Source organism: Hymenobacter sp. J193 (assembly GCF_024700075.1).
Classification (GTDB): domain Bacteria; phylum Bacteroidota; class Bacteroidia; order Cytophagales; family Hymenobacteraceae; genus Hymenobacter.
In genome coordinates, this window is record NZ_JAJONE010000001.1 from 3,978,724 (window position 1) to 4,000,925 (window position 22,202).

The 22,202-nt window shown below is 61.6% G+C and carries 19 protein-coding genes, 1 tRNA gene and 1 pseudogene; 14 read left to right on the plus strand and 7 right to left on the minus strand.

The genetic code is table 11. The features are described from left to right. Nucleotides 1-756: 756 nt before the first annotated feature. From LRS06_RS17390 to LRS06_RS17410, 5 genes are all read left to right on the plus strand, one after another. Nucleotides 757-966: a hypothetical protein gene (locus LRS06_RS17390; RefSeq protein WP_257872654.1), complete on the plus strand. Its 210-nt coding sequence runs from the start codon at nt 757-759 to the stop codon at nt 964-966. 103 nt (nt 967-1,069) lie between these two features. Beyond that, nucleotides 1,070-1,327 (plus strand): hypothetical protein, encoded by a 258-nt coding sequence (locus LRS06_RS17395; RefSeq protein ID WP_257872655.1) that lies wholly within the window; start codon nt 1,070-1,072, stop codon nt 1,325-1,327. After that, nucleotides 1,324-2,511: an ABC transporter permease gene (locus tag LRS06_RS17400; protein ID WP_257872656.1), complete on the plus strand. Its 1,188-nt coding sequence runs from the start codon at nt 1,324-1,326 to the stop codon at nt 2,509-2,511. The genes LRS06_RS17395 and LRS06_RS17400 overlap by 4 nt, the downstream gene beginning before the upstream one ends. A 193-nt stretch (nt 2,512-2,704) precedes the next feature. Further along, nucleotides 2,705-3,946 (plus strand): PP2C family protein-serine/threonine phosphatase, encoded by a 1,242-nt coding sequence (locus tag LRS06_RS17405; RefSeq protein ID WP_257872657.1) that lies wholly within the window; start codon nt 2,705-2,707, stop codon nt 3,944-3,946. Between the two features lie 261 nt (nt 3,947-4,207). Next, the gene (locus LRS06_RS17410; protein ID WP_196956047.1) at nt 4,208-4,360 is read left to right on the plus strand and encodes a hypothetical protein; all 153 of its coding nucleotides are present in this window, start codon (nt 4,208-4,210) and stop codon (nt 4,358-4,360) included. Nucleotides 4,361-4,476: 116 nt separating this feature from the next. Here the strand turns inward: LRS06_RS17410 and LRS06_RS17415 are convergent, their stop codons facing one another. Both LRS06_RS17415 and LRS06_RS17420 read right to left on the minus strand, forming a co-directional pair. Next, nucleotides 4,477-5,937 carry an O-antigen ligase gene (locus LRS06_RS17415; protein WP_257872658.1) on the minus strand — a complete coding sequence of 487 codons (1,461 nt, stop codon included), beginning with the start codon at nt 5,935-5,937 and terminating at the stop codon, nt 4,477-4,479. Beyond that, on the minus strand, nt 5,937-7,010 hold the full coding sequence (locus LRS06_RS17420) for a hypothetical protein (protein WP_257872659.1): 1,074 nt from the start codon (nt 7,008-7,010) through the stop codon (nt 5,937-5,939). Before LRS06_RS17420 ends, LRS06_RS17415 begins: the two co-directional genes overlap by 1 nt. A gap of 189 nt (nt 7,011-7,199) precedes the next feature. Between LRS06_RS17420 and LRS06_RS17425 the strand changes: the two genes are divergently transcribed. The 8 genes and pseudogenes from LRS06_RS17425 (at nt 7,200) to LRS06_RS17455 (ending at nt 14,153) form a co-directional block, all read left to right on the plus strand. Continuing rightward, on the plus strand, nt 7,200-8,597 hold the full coding sequence (locus tag LRS06_RS17425; RefSeq protein WP_257872660.1) for a polysaccharide biosynthesis C-terminal domain-containing protein: 1,398 nt from the start codon (nt 7,200-7,202) through the stop codon (nt 8,595-8,597). Nucleotides 8,598-8,739: 142 nt separating this feature from the next. After that, nucleotides 8,740-9,876 carry a glycosyltransferase family 1 protein gene (locus LRS06_RS17430; RefSeq protein WP_257872661.1) on the plus strand — a complete coding sequence of 379 codons (1,137 nt, stop codon included), beginning with the start codon at nt 8,740-8,742 and terminating at the stop codon, nt 9,874-9,876. Between the two features lie 246 nt (nt 9,877-10,122). Beyond that, nucleotides 10,123-10,755: a polysaccharide deacetylase family protein gene (locus tag LRS06_RS17435; protein ID WP_257872662.1), complete on the plus strand. Its 633-nt coding sequence runs from the start codon at nt 10,123-10,125 to the stop codon at nt 10,753-10,755. A gap of 11 nt (nt 10,756-10,766) precedes the next feature. Further along, entirely contained in the window at nt 10,767-11,873 is a 1,107-nt protein-coding gene (locus LRS06_RS17440) for a glycosyltransferase (protein ID WP_257872663.1), read from the plus strand. A gap of 175 nt (nt 11,874-12,048) precedes the next feature. Next, nucleotides 12,049-12,201 (plus strand): annotated as a pseudogene (locus LRS06_RS25450) (hydrolase TatD); the annotation flags it as partial. Between the two features lie 79 nt (nt 12,202-12,280). After that, a complete protein-coding gene (locus LRS06_RS25455) occupies nt 12,281-12,754 on the plus strand; it encodes a TatD family hydrolase (protein WP_308239915.1) in 474 nt (157 codons plus the stop codon). A gap of 156 nt (nt 12,755-12,910) precedes the next feature. Then, the gene (locus LRS06_RS17450) at nt 12,911-13,984 is read left to right on the plus strand and encodes an asparaginase (protein WP_257872664.1); all 1,074 of its coding nucleotides are present in this window, start codon (nt 12,911-12,913) and stop codon (nt 13,982-13,984) included. A gap of 81 nt (nt 13,985-14,065) precedes the next feature. Beyond that, a tRNA-Ser gene (locus LRS06_RS17455) sits at nt 14,066-14,153 on the plus strand. A 249-nt stretch (nt 14,154-14,402) separates the two neighbouring features. Here LRS06_RS17455 and LRS06_RS17460 read toward each other — a convergent pair. The 3 genes from LRS06_RS17460 to LRS06_RS17470 all read right to left on the minus strand — a co-directional run bounded on the left by LRS06_RS17460 (nt 14,403) and on the right by LRS06_RS17470 (nt 19,706). Then, entirely contained in the window at nt 14,403-16,697 is a 2,295-nt protein-coding gene (locus LRS06_RS17460; RefSeq protein ID WP_257872665.1) for a T9SS type A sorting domain-containing protein, read from the minus strand. A gap of 359 nt (nt 16,698-17,056) precedes the next feature. Beyond that, nucleotides 17,057-18,115, minus strand: a complete 1,059-nt coding sequence (locus LRS06_RS17465) for a response regulator (RefSeq protein WP_257872666.1) — start codon at nt 18,113-18,115, stop codon at nt 17,057-17,059. Beyond that, nucleotides 18,093-19,706 (minus strand): PAS domain-containing sensor histidine kinase, encoded by a 1,614-nt coding sequence (locus LRS06_RS17470; RefSeq protein WP_257872667.1) that lies wholly within the window; start codon nt 19,704-19,706, stop codon nt 18,093-18,095. Before LRS06_RS17470 ends, LRS06_RS17465 begins: the two co-directional genes overlap by 23 nt. A gap of 175 nt (nt 19,707-19,881) precedes the next feature. Here LRS06_RS17470 and LRS06_RS17475 point away from each other — a divergent pair, with 175 nt between their 5' ends. Beyond that, nucleotides 19,882-20,220 (plus strand): thioredoxin, encoded by a 339-nt coding sequence (locus LRS06_RS17475; RefSeq protein ID WP_257872668.1) that lies wholly within the window; start codon nt 19,882-19,884, stop codon nt 20,218-20,220. A 181-nt stretch (nt 20,221-20,401) separates the two neighbouring features. Here LRS06_RS17475 and LRS06_RS17480 read toward each other — a convergent pair whose 3' ends face one another. Next, entirely contained in the window at nt 20,402-20,941 is a 540-nt protein-coding gene (locus LRS06_RS17480; RefSeq protein ID WP_257872669.1) for a hypothetical protein, read from the minus strand. Nucleotides 20,942-21,141: 200 nt separating this feature from the next. Continuing rightward, nucleotides 21,142-22,185, minus strand: coding sequence for a 2-hydroxyacid dehydrogenase (locus LRS06_RS17485; protein ID WP_257872670.1), 1,044 nt, complete (start codon nt 22,183-22,185; stop codon nt 21,142-21,144). Nucleotides 22,186-22,202: the final 17 nt, after the last annotated feature.

The window sequence follows — 22,202 nt, forward strand, 5'->3', positions numbered from 1 at the left end:
AATCCTTTAATAAAGCAGGATTCAGCCTTTAGTTAAGCAGCACGCGCATTACGCTGCGCCTGCTTTTTAAATAGCTTGACATGCAACACAATTAGAAGAGGTACCGCCAAGAGAGTAGGAGCCCAGTTCTCGTGAAGATCTGAGCTCAAGACAATTTTTGATAAAGCATCATGGAGTGTATGATCCCAATGAATTACCCGTAGAGCATCAACAATTACCCACCCAATGATCAAGTAGGGTATCCACATGAGTATCCAGCGTATCCAATAGCGGCGCAACATTCGCATTACTCCAATGAGAAGCAACACGGCGAGGCCTATGTAAAACAGTTGCGGAACCCATAGTAGTATGAATATCAATATCCAATCCTCCAAACGTCTACTGTGAATGGAAAGTAAAAGCTGAATAATCATCATGAGCATTTGACTATCTAATTATAATAAGCTCCTGGCCGGCTGGTTCCTTGAGGTGCTGTCAAATCAAGCGTATGCAACATATACAGTTTCAACGTCAACTGCTCACTAGGGCTTGGCTCTGTGTCCTCCACTCCACTGAAGTTTGAGGCATAGAAAGAGGCATTTCGACCTTTGAGTACAATACGCTCAGACGCATTCTGACCCACGAACCAAGACCACGGCGCCAAACTTACGGCACTTTTACGAGAGGTGCCCGTGGGTCGTCACATCTTGCGCTAAAAAATTAACAGATAGTTTATTATGGTTTTTATTTCAGAGTCCGAGCACGCAGTTTGCGGTAGTGGCCCTGCACCTGAACAAGGCAGGCAGGGTTGCCTCGAAAGAAGCTAGTATTCATAGCTTCTTCCCCGAAGCAGAACTCTATTACCGTTTGCTGGCGCACTGGCGGCTGTGCCTGCTGCTGACTGTCGGCAAGCGGTGCCTGTATCTGAACCGCACCGCAGTGAAACTTCCGCCACCGTCAACAGCGCCCACCTGCTACCTGCTCTAGCCAACAATGGCAAGTGGATGGAGAAAGCCATAGTTTGGAATATCGTTACCCGTCTTACTTGCGCCCGGCACCCTATCTTTGTTTTCGCCCATTTCTGACCGCCGTGACCGACGCTGAATTCGATATTCTCGACGAGTTGTACTTCGTGACTTCCTTTCAGGACCTTACCCAGAAAACCGGCCTGCCCGCCGCCGATCTGGACCAAGGCCTGCGTAGCCTCCTGGAGCAGGGGCTCGTGCGCTTCTACTGGCCCGATGCCGATACGGAGCTGGCCTACGAGCCCTCCTCGTACGGGGCCATCAGCCGCGACGCGTTTTACCTGGCCTCGAAGGAAGGCTTGCTTCAGCACAACACCCGGTGAGTTCAGCTGCTACCCAGGTGGCTCCAACGGCCGCGCCGGTACGCTCGCCCGGCTACTATGTGCGCCGCCGCCTGCTCCAGAACCGTCCGGCTATGGCGGGGCTGGCCTTTATCCTAGTATGCGCGCTGGTGGCGGTACTGGGCTACTGGGTGCTGCCTGACAACTCGCCCTCGGCCAACAACAGCCTGGTGCAGCTGCAAAAGGAGGCCCCGGGCTTCCGGGCTACTATTCTGCGCCTGCCCCTGGCTGCCGACTCGGCCCGCACTGCCTCCGATAACCCGCTGCTGACGTGGTGGCAGGGGCGCGCTCCGCGCTTCCGGGAAGTACCCATCGGCGGCTACGAGTTCCGCGGCGACTCCCTGCAAACCACGCCCTACCAGAATCACTCTGCCCTCGCCGATAAAGCCCAGGGCTACTCCCTGGTCGAGGTGGCGGGGCGCTCCGGCTCCGCCGCCGAGTTGCGCCGCATCGTGGAGCAGGAGCGCATCAGCGGGCGTACCTACTGGCTGGGCACCGACAAAGCCGGCCGCGACGAGCTAAGCCGCCTGCTGTTGGGCACGCGCGTGAGCCTGGGCATCGGGCTGGTGGCGGTGCTCATCTCCTTGGCGCTGGGCATGCTCATCGGGGCCGTGGCGGGCTACGTGGGCGGTTGGGTCGATTCGCTGCTGCTGGGGCTGATGACGGTGGTGTGGAGCATTCCGGGCATTATGCTCGTTATTGCCATTTCCCTGGCCCTCGACAGCAAGGGCGTCTGGACTTCGTTTGTGGCCGTGGGCCTGACCATGTGGGTGGACGTGGCCCGGGTGGTGCGCGGGCAGATGCTGAGCTTGCGCGAAAAAACCTTTGTGGAGGCCGGCCGCGTGCTGGGGCTGCCGCAAAGCCGCCTGATTGCCCGCCACCTGCTGCCCAACATGACGGGGCCGCTCATCGTCATTGCCACCAGCAACTTCGCGGCGGCCATTCTGCTGGAAGCCGGCCTGAGCTTTCTGGGGTTGGGCGTGCAGCCGCCCGCGCCTTCCTGGGGGCTGATGGTAAATGAAGGGTTTCAGCTGCTGGGCACTACGGCGGGCCTGTGGCTCACCCTGCTACCGGGCCTGGCCATCAGCCTGCTGGTGCTGAGCTTCAACCTGCTGGGCAACGGCCTGCGCGACGCCTACGACCCCAAAACCCCGCTGAACTCGTAAGCTAATAGTGGTTAACTGTCCGTTGCCCGTCATGCTGAGCATGTCGAAGCATCTCTACCGCTCTGTCTGAATAACATTCCAACGTCGGCACACGATACACTTCAGCTTTGCTTAGCATGAGGGGTAACCGACAACTATCAACTGACAACAGGCAACTTCTTTCTACCTTGCCGCCGCACTGTCTGTTTTGCGTATGCCCGCCACCGAACGCCTTATTTCGCTTGAGAAACGCTTCTTTCTGAAGGAACGGGAGCTGAATGCGCTGCTGGAAATCACGCAGGCCATCAACCTCGACTCCCCGGAAAACTCCCTCTACAAGATTTTTCAGTTCACGCTGCTGGGCCAGCTCAACATCCGCCGGCTGGTTCTTTACGTGCGGGAAGAGGAGCAGTGGCAGTGCGTGCTCTCCTTCGGCGCGGGGCAGCCCGATTTCCGGGGCGTACCCCTGCCCGAGGTAGCCCGCCAGAAATGCACGCACGCAGCCTGCCCGGTGCATACCCTGGAAATGGGACCGGAGTGGGAACTGCTGGAAACCATTATCCCGGTGGTGCAGAACGGGCAGGTGCTGGCCTACATCTTTATCGGGAGTGTACACGAAGACTACGGGCAGGGCGAGGCCACCAAGTTTCTGGAAACGCTCAGCAACATTCTGCTCGGCGCCATCCAGAACCGGCGCCTGGCCCGCCAGCGCGTGGCTGATGCCGCCATCCGCAAGGAAATAGAAATTGCCCAGGAAGTGCAGAGCATGCTGTTTCCGCAGAAGCTGCCCAACGATGCACACGTGGCCGTGCATGCCAGCTACGTGCCCCATACCGCCGTGGGCGGCGACTACTACGACGTGGTGAGCCTTGACGCCGAGCGGTTCCTGTTCTGCGTGGCCGACGTATCGGGCAAGGGTGTGGCCGCTTCGCTCTTGATGTCGAACTTCCAGGCGGGCTTGCGCACCCTGGTGCGGCAGAAAGTGGACCTGGCGACCATCGTGCACGAGCTCAACCACCTGATCTTCCGCAACTCCGGCGGCGACAAGTTCATTACCGTGTTCTTCGGAGTGTACGACCGGACCACGCGCCGCCTACAGTACGTAAATGCCGGCCACAACGACCCCATTCTGGTGCCTGACTACGGCCCCATTAAGCTGCTGAAGGAAGGTACTATTATGCTGGGCGTGATGGACGACCTGCCCATGATGAGCGTGGGCGAAGTGACCGTGCCCCCGCAAACCCTGCTGCTCAACTACACCGACGGCCTCACCGAGGTTTTCAACGAAGCCCAGGAGGAGTTTGGGGAAGAAGGCGTAGTGGCCGCCCTGCGCCGGGGCCGCTACCTGCCGCTCACGCGCCTGCACAGCGAGCTGCTGGCCGAAATCAAGGCCTTCAACGCCAAAGGCAGCCACTTCTCCGACGACATTACCATCCTGAGCTGCCGGTTCAAGTAATGGCGGATTGATAGGCGGCGGCTGGCAGGTGCTCAGCTGATAACGGAAGCTGCTAAAGCAGGTCTTCTTATTCCCGAACGGCAGCAGCTTGCCGTCTTTTCATTCTTGGCAAAAGCCCGCTGGGAGCTTGGTTGGCGTGTGCCAGGAAAGCTTCCGGTGGGCTTTTACTGTAGCTTCAGGGCTAGAGCCGGAACTTGGTTTCATACCATTCCCAGCCAGGTGCTCTGGTAGGGCTACCTGCCTTAATGTCTAGAGCGTGTTATGAACTTTCCAGCCAATGAAGGCACATTCTTCGCCTGTTTTTGCAGCTATGGAATGATTCAACAGGCCAACCTGTCGGCGAAAGTGCCTCAGCGGGTTTCCTTTGGCGTTAGCCGTTTGGCCGATGCCGCAATTTTTCCTTTAAGTGCATAACACGCTCTAGAGGCAGTCCGGAAGCAGTCTGGAGGCAGGGTAGAGGCGCTATCTGGCTATAGTGCAACCTGACCGGCTGCATGCCGGCCCTGCAGACTGCCAGCAGCTTAGGTTAGTTAGGCCTCCTGCGGAGCTTCCTCGGGAATGGTCACGTCCAGCCGAACCAGCGCGGCCAGGGCCACGAAGAAAAAGGAGCCGATTTTATCGACTTCAACCAGCTCGTTGAGCAGCAGGTGAAACACGATAATGAAAAACGATAGTCCGGCAGCCAGCACCAGCCGGCGGTGCTCGGGCCGGGCGCTGCGGTGGTAGAGGCGCTCCACCAGCAGCAGGGCCGTGCCCACCACCAGCAGAAACAGCCCGCAGCCCGGCACCCCCTGCTCGGCCAGCAGCAGCAAGAAGTAGTTGTGCGTGGTGGAGTGCTCGGGGTTGTTGCTCACGTAGGTGCGGAACCCCTTGACGGTGTAGCGCTTGTACTCGGGGTAGAAGGTGCTGGGGCCACTGCCCAGCCAGGGCTTTTCGTGCGCCATGCGCGCGGCCGCCACCCAGCGGTACAGCCGCTCCATGCCTGATACATCCTTGAGCTCATACGTGGCCTCCAGGTGCTTTTCGAAGTTATGGCCGTTGAAGACCGTCTGCTCGAAATCCGGGGCGTAGCGCATGAAGTTGCTCTGGTAGGCAAAGTAGCTTGCCGCGGCTACCGCCGCCACAACCACGGTTGCCAGCATTAGCCGCGTCTGGCGCCAGCGCAGCACCAGGTAAAACGCCGCCGCCGCCGGCAGCGACAGAAACGAGGCGCGGGTGTAGGAAGTAAGCAAGCCGAACAGCAGCACGACTACGGCCACCCGCCAGGCCCGGCGGACGCGCCAGTGCGTAGCTGCCCGCGCCCCGTACAGCGCATACGGCAGCAGCAGCGCCAGCACCGTGGCGTAGATGACGTGGTTGCGGTAGAAGGGCTGGAGCGCCGGGTGAATGGCATCGAACCCGAAGCGCATGCCCGCGTGCCGCACGGCTGTGTATACCACGGTGATGCAGACACTCAGGGCGTAAACGCCGCTCAGGCGCCACAGGTGGGCAGGGTTGCGCAAAAGCAGCAGCGTGCCCAGCACAAACGGCACCAGGTACCACAGCTTGGCCAGCAGAAACTTGACGGACTTCACCGCGTCCACTGAGGTAAGGGCGCTGGTGCCGGCCCACAAAAGCTGTAGCAGCAGCAGCAGCAGCAGCGGGTGCTGCCACTCCCGCGCCGAAAGGTGCTGCTGCCGAAACAGCAAAGCCAGCGGCACGCAGGCCAGCAGCACCAGCATCAAGGGCTCCGAGGGCACATCCATGGCCAGTCCGCCGGGCAGGTGGAACTCGTGCGAAAAGCCCAGCGTGAACAGAAACAGGTAGAACACCAGCCGCCAGTCGAGCAGCACAATGGCCGCGGCCAGCAACCCCAGGCCCGGCAGCAGGCCCCGCACGTCGCCGCGCAGCAGCCACCACGCGCCACCGCCCACCAGCAGCAGCACAAACGTGCCGAAGATCAGAAACTCCGGTGGGGGCGTCCGGCGCAAAAGCGGGAGCCGGGGCAGCATCAGGCAGCCTGTGCCAGCGGCTGGGGGGCGCGGTACCATTCCAGCACCCCAATCAGCACCACCGACAGCCCCAGCGTAACGGCCACGCTGCCCAACACAATCAGCCAGCGGATGGGCCGCGCTTTGCGGGTGGCGGGCAGCGCGGGCTGCACAATGTAGAGGGAAGAAATCCGGCTTTTCAGGGCTATGTCGGCCGATTCGTATTCGCCGCGGGCCGTAGCCATGCGGTTGGCCAGATCCTTCATGCGAATTTCCAGCATCTGCACCGAGTCCAGGCCCTGGGCGTAGCTTTCCAGGTTGAAGCGGTTGCCGGTTTTGGCCTCGGTAAGGCCGCGCAGCGCCCGGCGCAGGCCAGCTACGGTAGCAGCGGTGGCGCCGCTGCCCTCGGCCTGGCGCAGGGCGGCTTCCACCCGGATGACCTCCCGGGCCAGGTAGCGCGACTCTTCCTCCAGCCCATAGATGCCGTAGTGGCGCCGGGCTTTCAGGATTTCCTGCTGGGTGGTCTGAAACGACTTGTTCAGGTAGGTGTAGCGGGTGCGCTGCAAGTCCAGCACCTTGCGGCGGTTTTCTACCGTGAGCTGCTGGTTGATGGAGTCGATAAGGCCGACCATGGCGTTGGCCAGCCGGGCCGCCAGCTGCTTGTCGGTGTCCAGGAAAGTCAGCTCAATGGCGTCCCGCTCGTTGTGCACCAGCGAGAGGTTGGACATGAACTCGTAGAGCACATAGTTGTCGGCCTCGTCGTTGCCGGGCTTCCCGGCCTTGTAGTGCTTGTAGAGGTCGAAGCGCCGGATGAGCTCTTCCGCCACCGGCTGCGACTGGCCAATGGTGAGGACGCGGTCAATGTCTTCGGCGCGGGCTCCGGGGTCGAGACGGCCGCCTTCGGCCAGGGTACGGTCGGGGTCAATGGCTTCGGGGTTGCTGGGAATAAACACAGCCGTGGAGGCATACTCGTTGGGCAGCAGCAACGATACCACGGCACTTACCACCAACGCCAGCAGACCAGCACCCAGCAGCCAGGATTTCCAACGATACAGCAGCGGCCACAGGCCAAACAGGGAATACCGAGACAGCATAACAACACGAAAGCAGTGACGCACGGAAACAACCCGCCCGCTTCAGCCAAAACCGAACAAATATAGGGGAAAATCCCCCGCACAAACGGGGCACAGGGCGCCGGGGCGCGGCTACTTTCGTAGCTTTGGCGGCTTTCCTGTACTTCATCCCCGGGCCATATCAAACGCTTTTTCGGAAATATCAGCCTCGTGGTGCTCCTCAACCTGCTGGTGAAACCGGGCTGGGTGGTGGTGGAGAACCTGGTGCAGGACCGCCTGGGCCACGTGGCCTATGGCACCTTCACGGCCCTGTTCACGCTGGCTACCATTGTGGCGGCGGTGTCGGACCTGGGCACCACCCAGCTGACCACCAAGCGCGTAGCTGCCAACCCGGAGTTTCTGGGCGAGTACTTTCCCACGCTGCTGCCGTTGAAGGCCGGGCTGAAGGTGCTGTTTCTGGGCGGCACCGTGGCCTGGGGCTGGGTGCTGGGCTACCGGGGTGCCACGCTCACTCTGCTCACGCTCACGGCCGTAGGGCTGCTGCTCACCCAGTACACCCAGTTTCTGCGGGGTGTGCTGCAGGCCCATCAGCGGTTTGGGGCCGATGCCGTGCTGTCGGTGGTGGAGAAGGTGCTGCTGCTGGGGCTGGTGCTGGCCTTGCTGCCTTTCGGCATTACCCTTTCCGGCTACGTGGGCGTGCGGGCTTTGGCGGCGGGCTTCACGTTCGTGGTGCTGTTTGCCCTTATTGCCCGGCTCTACGGACGGGTACGCCTGCGGCTGCGCTGGGACCATGCCCGCACGGTGCTGCAGGCCAGTCTGCCGCTGGCCTTCATCACGCTGGTGTATGGCCTCAATGAGCGCATCGATATGCTGATGCTGGAGCGCTTGCACTCAGCCCGGGAAGCCAGCTACTACGCCGCCGCCTACCGCTGGGTCGATACCGTGATGATGTTTCTGTGGACGGTGCTACCGCTGTTTTTTGCCAAGTTTGCGCGGGCTACCGGCCAGCGCGAAGAGCAGCGGGAGCTGCTCTGGTTTGGGCAGCGGGTCGTTACGGTACCCCTGCTGCTGGTATGCGCGTTCGTGCTGTTTCGGGGTGAGGTACTGTTCTGGCAGTTCACCCACAGCACCGCCGCCGAGGTCAGCCGCATGACGCTGTGCTTGAAAATCCTGTTCGTGAACGTGCTGGTGCACGCGTTTTTTGCCATCTATAGCACCCTGCTCACCAGCACCAACCAGGAGCGGCCGGTCAGCTGGCTGGTCGCCAGCAGCATCGTCCTGAACGTGACGCTGAACCTGCTGCTGCTGCCCCGTCTGGGCGCCGTAGCCGGCGCCATCAACACGCTGGTGTGCGCCGTGTTTGTGTCCGGGGGCTACGTGTGGTTGGTGGCGCGGCGGGCGGGCGTAGCTTTGCCCTGGGCGTGGCTGGGGCGGCTGACTCTGGCGTTCGGACTGCTGTGTGCGGCCTGGTACGGCCTGCAAAGCGGCCTGCAACTGCACTGGCTCCTGGAGTCGGTGCTGGCGGGCGGCATCTTCGTAGTGCTGCTGCCGCTCACGGGGGTGGTGCAGGTGGCCGAGGTGAGGAAGTTGGTAACAGGTAACAGGTAACAGGTGAGGAGGTGATTCGATGGAGGATTTTTTACGTCAGTTTCCTGTACCATTTTCGTTTACGTCGATATGGTCCCGCGTAAGCGCAACAGGCCGCTACCTTTGTCACCTGTCACCTGTCACCTGTCACCTGTCACCGATTTTGCACATTGCCGTCAACACCCGTTTTCTGCTGCCCGGCGACAAGCTGGAAGGCATCGGGCGTTTCACTTACGAAACGCTCCGGCGGCTAGTGAAGCAGCAGCCCGAGCACACGTTTCACTTCCTCTTCGACCGGCCGTTCGATGAGCGGTACGTGTTTGGGCCCAACGTGGTGCCGCACGTGCTGTACCCCCCGGCCCGCCATCCGCTGCTCTGGCTGGCCTGGTTTGAGGGCGCGGTGGCTTCCTGGCTGCTGCGCTACCGCCCGGCCGTGCTGCTCAGCCCCGACGGCTACACCACGCTGGCTACCCGGGTGCCCCGCGTCACCGTCATTCACGACCTGGCCTTCGAGCATTTTCCGCAGGATGTAGATGGCCTTACGCGCCGCTATTACCAGTATTTCACCCCGCGCTTTGCCCGGGCCTCGGCGCGGGTAGTGGCCGTATCGGAAGCCACGCGCCAGGATATTATGGCTACCTACGGCCTCAGCGGGGAGCAGATTCGGGTGGTGCCCAACGCCGCCGATGCGCATTTTCGGCCCCAGTCGGCGGAGGTGCAGCTGGCTACCCGGGAGCGGTACAGCGCAGGCAAGCCGTACTTTCTGTTTGTGGGGGCGCTGCAGCCGCGCAAAAACCTGCTCAATCTGCTGCATGCCTTCGACGCCTTTAAGCAGCAAACCGGCGCTAACAGTAAGCTGCTGGTGGTGGGCCGTACGGCCTGGCAGGCCGGTCCCATCTTCGAGGTATACCGCCAGCTGCAGCACCGCCACGACGTGCACCTGACCGGGCGCGTAACCGACGAAGAACTCACCCAGCTGTACGCGGCGGCGCAGGCTACCGTGTATGTACCGTACTTCGAGGGTTTTGGTATTCCCGTAATTGAGGCCCAGGCCTGCGGTTGCCCCGTCATTACCTCCAACTGCAGCTCCCTGCCCGAAGTAGCCGGCGGCGCGGCCCGGCTGGTAGACCCGTTTTCGGTAGGGTCCATTGCCGAAGCCCTCAGCGAATTGCACCACGATGAAGCCCGCCGCATTGAGCTAACTGACCTGGGCTACCAGAACGCCCGCCGCTACTCCTGGGACCATAGCGCCCACCTGCTCTGGCAAAACGTAGAAGAGGTGATGAAAACGGAGGACTGAAGCATTTTCCTTCTGGATGTCAAACCAGAAAAAGGACGTCTTTCCGAGCTTGCCGAGGAATCTTGCGTGCTGACGTTGAATATATCTGGTCTGCAAAACGGTATCCGGCCGCAACTGCCGCGCTATCCGTTAAACAACTTCAGCAAGCGGTGCGAACGGCGGGGACAAGCCCCGCATCCTACCGCGTTTCCGTAAATCTCTGCCCGACAATTCTTAATTCTTAATTCTTAATTACTAATTACTGCCATGCGTCTGTACCGAATGCCTGAGCTCCTGCGCCGCCTGCTGCCGGAGTGCTGGTGGCAGATGCCCGCCAACGGCCGCACCCTGTACCTGACGTTCGACGACGGCCCCATCCCCGAGGAAACGCCGTTTGTGCTCGAGCAGCTGGCCCGGTTCAACGCCAAAGCCACGTTCTTTTGCGTGGGCGACAACGTGGAGCGTCACCCCGGCATTGCCCGCGCCGTGCTGGCCGCCGGCCACCGCCTGGCCAACCACACCCACCACCACCTCAGTGGCTGGACCACGCCCCGCACCGATTACCTCACTGACATAGCCCGCTGCCAGCAGGCGCTGGAAGCCGTTCTGCCCGCACCCGAAGCGCGCCCGCTGCTGCGGCCTCCCTACGGACGCATCACTGTTCCGCTGGCCCGCCTTCTGAACGAGCAGTACCAGCTTATTATGTGGGACGTGCTTACCTGCGACTACGACCAAACGCTGGCGCCCGAAGACTGCCTGCGCACGGCCATCAGCCTTACCCGTCCGGGCTCCATCGTGGTGTTTCACGACAGCCTGAAAGCCAGCCGCAACCTGCGCTATGTACTGCCGCGCTACCTTGCGCACTTTGCCGGGCAGGGCTATTCATTCGCTGCCCTATAAGTTTCTGCCCAATGCTGCTGACGGGGCTATTGTTGTTTCTGGCGGTGTGGTTTGCCATTCTGGGCACGGCCGTAGTCCGGTTTGCGGGCCGGCGCGAACCTGCTGTGCCGCCCTTGCTGGAGCCGTTGCCCCGCGTGAGTATTCTGCTGGCTGCCCGCAACGAGGAAGGCACCCTTGAGCGGTGCCTGCTGGCCATTCGGGCGCTGGACTACCCACCGCAGCGGGTGGAAGTGCTGCTGGGCGACGATGCCTCCACCGACCAGACGGCCGCCCTGGCCCAGGCCATGATGCAGGACTACGCGGGCAGCTTCCGGCTCATTCCGATTACGGATACGGTGGGGGAGGCGCGCGGCAAAGCCAACGTGCTGGCTCACCTGGCCCGCGCCGCCACCACCGATGTGTTCTGCATCACCGATGCCGACATTGCCGTGCCTCCCCGCTGGCTGCAGGGCCTGCTGAGCCGCCGGCACGGCACCGTGGGCATCGTCACGGGTATTACCGTAGTGGACGGTCCGCGCCTGTTCGACCAGCTGCAGGGACTCGACTGGCTTTTGTCGTTGTCGTTGGTGCAGGTGGTGTCGGACTGGGGCCGGCCCGTGACGGCTATGGGCAACAACATGCTGGTGACGCGCGCAGCCTATGAGGCGACGGGCGGCTACGAGGCGCTGCCGTTTTCCGTCACGGAGGACTACGTGTTGTTCCGGGCCGTGCTGGACCGGGGCTTTACCTTCCGCAACGTTTTCGCCCCGGAGGTCTTGGCTGAGTCCTTGCCCACGACCACCTTCAGGCAGCTGCTGCACCAGCGGCGGCGCTGGCTGCGGGGCGTAGAAGCCCTGCCCTGGCGGCTGCAGGCGGCCCTGACGGTCTACGCGGGAATTTATCCGGCTCTGCTGCTGCTAGGCTTTGCCGTGGGGCCTGGGGCCGCGCTGGCCGTGCTGGCTGCCAAAATGGTGGCTCAGGGGGTACTGGCCACGCTGGCCTTTTACCGGGTAGGCCTGCGTCCGCCGCTGCGCCTGCTGCCCTTGTTTGAGTTCTACACCGTGGGCCTCACTCTGGGGCTAGTTGCTTTTCGCCTGCTGCCACTGGGCTTCACTTGGAAAGGCCGCCGGTATTCTTGAGGTTTCTTGTTGCTGGTTTTGCATTGATGTGAAATGGCTGTCGATAAACCAGCACCCGCACTGCGTAGTACCTTTGCCAGCAACCAGAAACTATCAATCAGCAACTAACCATATGCACCTCACCGATTCGCACGCGCACGTCTATTCCGAGCAGTTCAAAGAAGACCGCGCCGCCATGCTGGAGCGGGCCTGGGAAGCCGGCGTGCGCACCATCGTGATGCCCAACATCGACCATACCAGCATTGAGGTGATGCTGGAAACCGAGCTGCAGCACCCGCAGCAGTGCCAGGCCATGATGGGTCTGCACCCGTGCTCGGTGGGTAAAAACTTCGAAAAGGAGCTGTACGAGGTGGAAACGTGGCTGGGACAGCGGCCCTTCGCGGCGGTGGGGGGAGTGCGGCATCGATTTGCACTGGGACAAAACCACGCTGGGCTGGCAGCAGGAAGCCCTGCGCGTGCAGATTGCCCTAGCCAAAAAGCACCAGCTCCCCCTGGTACTGCATACCCGCGAGGCTTTCGAGGAAACCTTCGAACTCGTAGAAGCGGCGCAGGACGGGACGTTGCAGGGTGTGTTTCACTGTTTCTCGGGTTCCCGCACCGAGGCCGAGCGGGTTATCGGGCTGGGCTTCAAGCTGGGTATCGGGGGCGTGGTCACCTTCAAAAACGGCGGCCTCGATAAAGTGCTGCCCGGACTGGGACTGGAGCATCTGCTGCTGGAAACCGACTGCCCCTACCTGGCACCCGTGCCGTACCGGGGCAAGCGCAATGAGCCGGCGTATCTGCCGCTGGTAGCCCACCGCGTAGCGGAGTTGCTGGGCAAAGAGCTGGAAGAAGTAGCCGAAGCCACCACCCGCACCGCCCGGGAGCTGTTCCGGCTGTAGCAAAAGGAGCCGACGCCGGTGGAAAAATTATCGGTAAACGCTTAGCTTGCCCTCTCGCCGGCCTCACCCACCGGCGTTTGCCTGCCGTTTGCTTTCCACCCACCGCTCGGGGCCCGCTTGCGCTGCGTGCGGGCCTTGAGCTACCTTTGCCTGCTTTTGAACCAGTTACTGGATATTAACATTGCCGCGCCGGCCGCGCCGGAGGCATCGTTGCTGCTGATTTACACGGGCGGCACCATTGGCATGGCCTACAACCGGCGGGGCGAGATGGCGCCGATGGAGTTCAGCAGCATGCTGGAGTTGATGCCTGAGCTGCTGCAGTTCAACGTGCGCCTCACCGTGCGCAGCCTGGCCCACCCCATCGACTCATCCAATGTAATGCCCGCCGACTGGTTTACGCTGGTCGATATCATCCGGGAAAACTACGCGGAGTACGACGGCTTCGTGGTGTTGCACGGCACCGATACCATGGCGTACTCGGCCTCGGCCCTGAGTTTTCTGCTTGAAAACCTCACCAAGCCCATCATCTTTACCGGGGCCCAGCTCCCCGTGGGCAAGGTGCGCACCGATGCCCGCAAAAACCTGCTCACGGCCCTGGAGCTGGCCGCCGCCCGCGACGCACAAACCGGCCGGGCCCGGGTGCCCGAGGTCAGTATTTTCTTTCACAACGTGCTGCTGCGCGGCAACCGGGCCAAGAAAGTGGAAAGCGGCCACTTCAATGCCTTTAAGAGTGAAAACTACCCGCCTCTGGTGCGCGCCGGCATCGATTTGGAGTACAACCAGGCCTTTATTCGTACGGCCGTGCCGCCCGGTATTCCGCTTTTTCACCGGGAACTGGACGACCGGGTAACCATCCTGAAGCTCTATCCGGGCATTGCCGAACGCATGGTACGCGGCATTCTGGAGGTGGATGACCTGCGGGGCTGTGTGCTCGAAACGTACGGGGCCGGCAACGCCCCCACGGCGCCGTGGTTTACCAGCGCCCTGCGCGACTCCACCGACCGGGGCCTGCACATTCTCAACGTGAGCCAGTGCGACGAAGGCCACGTGCAGCAGGGCCGCTACGAAACCAGTGCCCACCTGCGCGACCTGGGCGTTATCGGAGGCGAAGACATTACTACCGAAGCGGCCATTACCAAGCTCATGTATGTGCTGGCCCAGCCGCTCAGTGAAGCCGAAACGGCCGCCGGTCTGGCCCGCGACCTGCGCGGCGAAATCACGCCGGGGTAGGGGCCTGGCTGGTGAGAATTACCCGGCGGCTTGCGTTTCCGGAAAATAGGGTGTTATTTTGCGCCAGCTTCCCCGCATCCTAGAGAGGTGTCCGAGTGGTTGAAGGAGCACGCCTGGAAAGTGTGTATGGGTCTAAAGCTCATCGTGGGTTCGAATCCCATCCTCTCTGCATAAAACCCCGTTTGCAAGCCGCAAACGGGGTTTTTCTTTTGATGGGGGACGCTATAGGGGACGTATTCGAACTTTCGTTTTATTTATGTGAGGCTACAACTTCTACAGAACATAATCTGAATCGTGATAATGGACGGAGGAAAATGTGTATTTCTTCAGTCATAGCATTCAAATCCCGGCCCTGCCTCTTGCCCTAGGTGAGAAGGGCATATCAGAGGCCTTTCTGTAGAAGAGCGCCACCTAAGCCTTATTGCTTAAGTATGCGCGTGGTTTGGACCACGCCGCCGAGGGGAGCGAAGCGAACCACATAAATACCCGCTGGCAATTCACTGAGACCTATTAGCGTCAGTTTATTAGAACCGGCGCCTAGGGTACTTGTCTGCTGCCGGACGATGCGACCTGTCAGGTCAAGCAGAGTCACCTCACCTTGGTCGGTTTCCACGCTAGCGGCCGTCATGTGAATCGTGTCGGTGAACGGGTTGGGAAACACATCCAGACGGGCAGCAAAGGCTGTACGGGAAGCAAAGCTCACGGCTTTTGAGCCGTAGAAGGCGGCTTTGCCATCAAGGTCCACCTGGCGCAGGCGGTAGTAGCGGATGCCCTGCTTGCCAGTTTCCGTATCGACGTAGCGGTACGTACTCAGGCTGGTGCTCGTGGCTGACTGGCTGGGCACGAAGGCCAGCACCCGAAACTGTCGCCCATCGGTGGATACCTGCACTTCAAAGCCCCGGCTGTTGAACTCCGTGGCCGTTTGCCAGGTCAGCACCGCGTTTGTGTCTTCGCGTTTGGCCGAAAACGCCGTCAGGGTCACGGGCAAGGGCTCGGTGGCCTCGCTGAGCGTGAACGTGCCAAAGGAGGTGACGTTGTTTTTGGTCAGCTGGTTGGTTGTCGTATTCAGGCCGTCACGACCCAGCTGACCGAAGATGTCACCTGAAGATGTGGACAGGAACAGCGCAAAGTCGGCTTCTGTCAGGCGTTGATTGTCCGGCATCAGGTTCCGGGTTTCGTCGTCCAGATAATGAAACACCAGCGTGGCCCGCAGTCCCCCGTCCGTCAGGTGGGGGTTGGAAGGCCGCACGCCATACACGCGCCGGATGCTGGGGTTGCCGTTGGTGCCATTGTTGATGGAGCCATAATTGAGGCTGGTGTTGCGGGTAATCGACACGTTGCCGGGCCCGTTGCCGCTGAAGGTCAGGCTCAGACCACTGTTGCCAAAGTTCTGAGCAATGCCCGCTTGGGCCAGCTGCGTGGTTTTCAGGAAGCCGCGCAGATGGGAAAGGTCAGTTTCACCGGCCAGCTGGCCCGAGGGCGTCGTTACCCCATTGCTGACGGTGGCTGGAGCCAGTTCCACGAACTCCACATTCACGTTGCTGACGTTGGTTTCCAGCACGCCGCTGATGAACTGCAAGGTGCTGCCGGGCAGAATCGTGAAGCTGGTGGTGAGGGTTTTCAGGCCGCCGCCATCAATTTCTACCCCCGCAAACCCCGAAGCCGAGCCACTGATGGTCTGGTCTCCACCCGCAAAGCTGATAACCGTGTTGTCGCGCTGGATAAAGCTGTCCTGCTGGTTGTTGAAGCCGCCGTACACCTGCAGGCGCCCGACGAGGAGGCGCACCAAAGAACGTTGCAGCTGGTTGGTACCCTGCATAGTCAGATCGTGCGTCAGGGCCGGGCCTGATCCACTGTTGTCGTAGCCCGGCGTGGTGGTTTGCACGTCCGTGAACGTACCGTCCAAGTTCTGAATACGCGTCGTGGTGATGGTAGCGGGCTTGGCGGCGTTGCTGTAAATATTGGGGTAGGCTACCGTAGAGCCCGAGCCGAAATTGGGGACGTTGGCGTCCTTTGTGGCGGTGGGCACGCCTTGGGTCCAGTTAGCGGCATCAAACCAGTTATCATTTTTGCCGCCCGTCCAGGTGGTCGAGTTTGCTGGTTCGCTCGGTGCTATGCCCGTCACCGTAAACGTGGCTTCCAAAAACCTGAACGGCGGATCAGGAATAGCAAAGGCGCCCCCGTCCGGACCGCTTCTCACGCCTTCGGCCACCAGCTGTACGCTCAGGATATAGCTGCCAGCGGTCAGGCCTGTTAGCAGACTGGTATTGGCCGTCGTGGCGGCAAACATGCGCATGCCGTCACTGGCACTCATTTGGGGCAGGGCAATGGTGCCGGAACGCAGGATAGCAGCGCTGCCATTGGCCCGAACCCGGTACGTGAGCGAGCCACTGTTTACTTCGTCCGGGGCGCTTTCCTGGGTGGTCAGCGTGCCGCCGTTTAGTACAAGGCGGGTGGCAAAGCTGCTGATGTCGAATGAGCCGAGGTTGCGGCCCTGAAATGCCGGAGCGGGCAGCCCGTTCTTGCACCCAAACGTTTCGTTGCCCGTCGGTCCGCCGCGGTCAATGATGATGGAGCTGCTGCTGATGGACGTATTTTCCTGGGCCTGCCCCTGTGACAGTGTGCCTGCGAGCAGCAAAAGCGCCAAAAGTGCCCGTAAGGCCCGGAGTGGCGGCCGAGCCATGCGGAAAGGAATGGCGGTAGTGGTCTTCATAACGATGCGGCGGAAATGCATGGCGGATAGACGAATTATATCTGGCCGTCCGGTCAAGGACATGTGCAGACCACGCCATTGCCAATTCGATGGACGCGCTATCAGCCGCAAAGGTCAGCTGGCTGGCGCCGGCCAGCCATAACCCCGGTCAAGCGCGGAGGTGATTATCGTCAAAAGCAATCCGAAACAGCCAGAGCCACCCGGCAGTCGGCTACGGCAGCCTGAAGCCACCTAGCCACAAAAAAGCCCCGCACGTGCTGGTGGGGCGTTGCCGTATGGCTAGCCTGGGAGTATCGGCCGCAGCCAGGAAGTGGCAAAGCCCGGCGGCTCAGCTAACCCGCGCTGAGGGTCCGCCTAGGCTACCAGTTGGCGCTGCGCAGCTTTTCGGGCTTCACTACCCGAATAAACTTGCTGGTCAGCTCCACGATGCCCGCCTGGCGGAACTCACTCAGGGTGCGGCTGAGCGACTCTGGCGCCGTGCCCACCAGCGCGGCCATATCGTCGCGGGAGATATGGATGTGCGGGGCCGCAGGCGTCAGCTCACATTCTCTCTGGTATAGCCGCAACAGCATATTGCCTACGCGCCGGCGCAGGGAGTTGTAGGCCATGTCCAGCAGCAGCACTTCCTGCTCGCGCACCCGGCCGGCCAGTAGGCGCACAAACTGCTGGCTTACTTCGGGGTTGCGCAGCAGAAGCTGGGTGAAGTCATCGGCCGGAATATAGCGCAGCACGGAATCGTCCGTAGCCACGGCTGAGTCGGAGTGGGCAGTGCCTTCGAGCAGGGCTTTGTAGCCGAAAAAGTCGCCGGCCTGGTAAAGGCCCGTAATCAGCTCCTTGCCGGCGGCGGTGGTTTTGCTGGTTTTCACCTGCCCGGCCTGTACAAAGTAGAGCCGCGCAGCCTCGTCGCCTTCGTCATACACCACCTGCTTGCGGGCCACGGCGTGGGGGCGGCGGTCCTCGGAAAGGCTTTGCAGGGTACTTACCTGGCGGGCATCATCCAGAAATTCGTTTAAACCACCCTGTTGCAGGTCGTAGTGGGGCCGCAGGTGCTGAAACCGGTTGATACGGCCGGCAATGGCGCTAAGCAGCTCGGCCCGGTCGAAGGGCTTGGTTAGGTAGTCGTCGGCCCCCAGCTCCATGCCGCGGCGCAGGTCCGTGCGCTCAGTTTTGGCGGTCAGGAAAATGAAGGGCACCCCGGCCAGGTGCGGGTTCTGGTTGAAGATGTGCAGCACGCCGTACCCGTCAAGAACGGGCATCATGATGTCGCACACCACTAGGTCGGGCCTGGTGGCCAGCGCCTGCCGCACACCCAGCTGCCCGTTTTCGGCCGTGAGCACGGCATAGCCAGCCAACTCCAGCAGCTCGGCGGTGTTTTCCCGAATGAACGCATCGTCTTCAATCAGCAAGATGGTTTTCATACGGGATGGTTAAGGTGACGGTGGTGCCTACGCCGAGGGTGCTGTGTAGTACGATAGTACCGTTCATCAGCTCCAGATACTTGGCAATGATGTAGAGCCCTAGGCCCGTGCCGGGTACGTAGGCCACGTTGCGGGCCCGGAAAAACCGCTCGAACAAGTGAGCTTGGTCTTCCTCGGAAATGCCCACGCCCTCGTCCTGCACAGTGAGCATGAGCTGCCCGCTGGTGCAAACGGCCCGAACTTTAACCGGCACGTTTTCACCCGAATACTTGAGGGCGTTGGACAGCAGGTTGACCAGAATTTTGCGCAGCAACGAAGGGTCCAGCCATACCGGCTCGGCGCAGCTTACCTCCAGCTCGATAGTCTGCCCGACCTTCAGCAGGCCCTGCACGTCGGTAATGGTTTCCTGCAGCAGCCCGGGCAGCAGCACATCCGTAGCGCTGGTCAGCACCTTGCCTTCCTCCAAGCGCCCTACCGAAAGAAACTCCTCCAGGATGTTGTTCAGGTGCAGCACCGACTGGCGGATACGGTCCAGGTGGCGCAGGCGCTTGTCCTGCTGGGCATTGTTGGTGTACTGCTCAATGAGCTCGGCCGAGGTAAGCACGGCCGTAAGCGGGGTGCGAAACTCGTGGGAGGCCATACTCACGAAGCGCGACTTCAACTCCCCCAGCTCCTGCTCGGCCTTTAAGGCCTTGGCCAGTTCGTTTTTGTGCAGCTCCAGCTGGGCCAGGGTGCTGGTGAGGGCATAGGTGCGGTTGGCTACCTTCTGCTCCAGCTCGGTATTGAGGCGCTCCACGCGCCGGCGCTCGGCCAGCAGTTGCTGGTCAGCCTGCCTTTTCAGGGTAGTATCCAGGATGTAGGATACGGCGTAGAGTTCCTCATCGAGGTTGAAATAGCTCAGGCTCACTTCCACCGGAAACACCGAGTTATCGGCCCGCAAACCTTCCAGGTCGCTGCGGTGGGCACTCATGGCGCGCACCTGCGGGTGGGCGTTGAAGGACTCGCGCAGCTGCTCGTGCCGCCGGCCCGCGGCGTCAGGCACCAGCACCTCGATGCGGAGCCCGGCCAGGGCGCCCGCTGGGTAGGCAAACTGCTGGTGGGCCATCTGGTTGGCCGACACAATGGTGCCCGCACGGTCACACACCAGAATGCCGATGGTGGCATTGGCAAACACGGCCTCGTAGCGCCGCTCGCTCTGAGCCAGCTCGTGCTCTACCTGATGCAGACGGGTCTGGGCAGTGATGCGCACCAGAATAGTGGGCGTACCCTCGGCCTGAAAGTATGTTAGCTCGATGCAGGCTTCAAACCCGGTACCATCGGGGCGGATAATTTCGGTTTCAGCCTGCTGGCGGCCGTGGCGCCTGGTAAGGTCGCAGAGCAGCGCCCAGCTCCGGGTCGGAAAAGCCGGGGTGCGCAGGGCCCGGGCCGGCTCGCTCAGGAACGCTTGCTCGGAGCGGTAGCCCAGCAGCTGCACACCTGCCGGGTTGACCCGGGTAAACCAGCCCTCTTCGGGGGCATATACGCCCAGAAACTCGGGGGCCTGGTTGATGAGCACATCCGTTAGGGAGCGGGCAAAGTGGTCGGTGGCCATGATTCAAAGCAGGGAAAAACCGCCCGGCAGAATAGCCAGCGTAGCGCCGCTTCTAAGGTCGGCAATTTTGAACGGAGCGGGTCGATGACGAAGATCAAGCCGGCAGGTGAGGCGGCTCATGTTGCCTGGCGCGCCCGGAGGGTACTTTTACCGGCCTACCTTATTTCAATCCATCATGCTTCTTTCGTCAATTTCCCCGCTGCTGCCCCCGGATACAGCCGTGCTCCTGGTATTGCTGCCGGTGGATTTTGGCCGGATTCCGGAAACGGTAGCCCTGACCGACGAGTGGATTCAGGCACTGCAGCTGCGGCTTGGGGCCAGCATCCGGGTGCTGAAGATTGAGGCGGCCCTGCACCCGGCCGTGGTGCTCAGCTTCGGCCTAAGCGCCTTGCCGGCCTGCGTGCTGGTGCACCAAGGCATTGAGTTGGCCCGGCAGGAGGGCCTGCCAACGGAAGAAACCTACGCCATCAGCCTGCTGATAATGCTCCAGGCCGGCACCCGGGAGAAGCCGTAGCCCGGCAGAAGCGCTTCCCGCCGTCGTTTGAGTTGGTAAGACGTATAACCTGAATGATACAGAGTGGCAAGGATGCGGCTCTACCTTACTCAACCCCAACAAGCGGGCCCGTTCCTCTTCAACCTGACTGGCTGGATAGGAACGGGCCCGCTTCGTGCGAAAAGCCGTAACGGCCGGCTGACTACTCCGTGGTGGCTACCACCATGGTGCCTTTGGTGGTAGCTACCGGAACCAGCGTTGGTTTCCCGGCGGGCTGCTTGGGTGCCGCCCGGCTGGCCGGCCGCCGGGCCACCGGCCGGGCGCCGGGGCCTTTAACTTCGGCTTTGGGTGCTGCTGCTGATTTGGAAGCGGCTACGTTTTTGGCGGCTTTTCGGGCCTCTTTGGTAGTAGGCCTGACCTCCTGGCGCTGCTTAAGCACCTGCCCGGCGAGCTGCAGCACTGCTTTGCGCAAGGATTTAGCGGGCTTTTCCTGCTCGCCCAGCAGCGGGTGCAGCAAGGCGGTCAGCTCGCCAGCCAATGCCTTGTGCACCATCTTCTTAGTAGGCCGCGCGGCCCGCTCATCGGCTTTCACCTGCCGGGCCTGCTGCTTCAGGAGCTGGCCGGATAGCTGCCGCAGGGTTTTCGCCACGGCTTTTGACGCCGAAACCGGTCCGTTAGAAATGACGTGGGGCGCCACGGCGGCCGTGAGCTGGGCGGTTAGAACTTGCCTGGGGGATTTCATAGAAGGGAAAATGAAGGTGAACAAACAGCCGCTTAGCGCAGCCCGAGGAACACGGCAACCAAGGCTACCAGCGTACTCATGAAGGCATAAAGAATGAGCGTGTCGCGGGTGGCGGGGTCGCGCTCAGCCGATGAGGTAGGTTCCATAAAAAAGTGGGAAAACCGGGTGGGAAACAGAGAAGACGAAAAATCTGAGGCGGCTTAGGCCTGGAGCATCGGCCTGGGTTCGGCCTGAGCTGCTTGGGCTGGTGCGGCGTGGGTCAGCTCGGTAGCCAGCGCCTGGCCGGCCGCCCAGCTGTCGAGGTTCTGGCGGGTGGTGGCGGCAATATTCTGCAGCGCCTCCCGGGTCAGAAACGCCTGGTGCCCGGTCACAAGCACATTGGGATAAGACAGCAGACGGGCAAACAGCGCATCAACGGGCGGCCGCCGGGAATGGTCCCGGAAAAACAGCGCCTTCTCGTGCTCATACACATCCAGGCCCAGGTAGCCCAGCTGCCCCGAGTCCAGGGCGTCGAGGGCGGCGGCGGTATCCAGCTCGGCGCCGCGGCTGGTATTGATCAGCATCACGCCCTTCTTCATCTGGGCCAGTCGCGGGGCGTCAATCAGGTAGGGTGCGTGCGGCGTCATGGGTGCATGCAGGGTGATGATGTCGGCCTCGGCACAAAGATGATCCAGCGTGGTATAGGTAAGGCCGTGGCGCACGGTCAGCTCCGGGTTGGGCAGCGGGTCGTAGCCCAGCAGCCGGCAGCCAAAGCCGCTCAGAATGCCCGCCACAATGCCACCAATGTGCCCCAGCCCGATGATGCCGACAGTTTTGCCGTGCAAATCGAAGCCGATCAGCTCGTCGAGGCGGAAGTCGTAGGCCCGCAGCTGGCGGTCGGCCTGAATCAGGCGGCGGTTGAGGGCCAGCATCAGCGCCAGGGCATGCTCGGCAATGGCGTAGGGTGAGTACTCGGGCACATTGGCCACGCGCAGGCCCAGCGCCTGGGCGTGCGGCAGGTCTACCTGGTCGTGGCCGGTGGCCCGGATGGAAATAAACCGCACGCCCTGCGCGTGCAAGGCATCCAGCACCGGGGCGGAGGCGTCATCGGTGCTGAAAATGGCTACCGCCTCCGAGCCCCGCGCCAGCGCCGCCGTTTCCGTGCTCAGGTTGGCCTCGATAAAGCGCAGCGGATGCCCGGGGCCGAGCGCCTCGCTCAGGTAGGCTTGCTCAAAAGGCTTGGTGCTAAAGACGGTGGTTTTCATAAGGCAGCAGTGAGGTA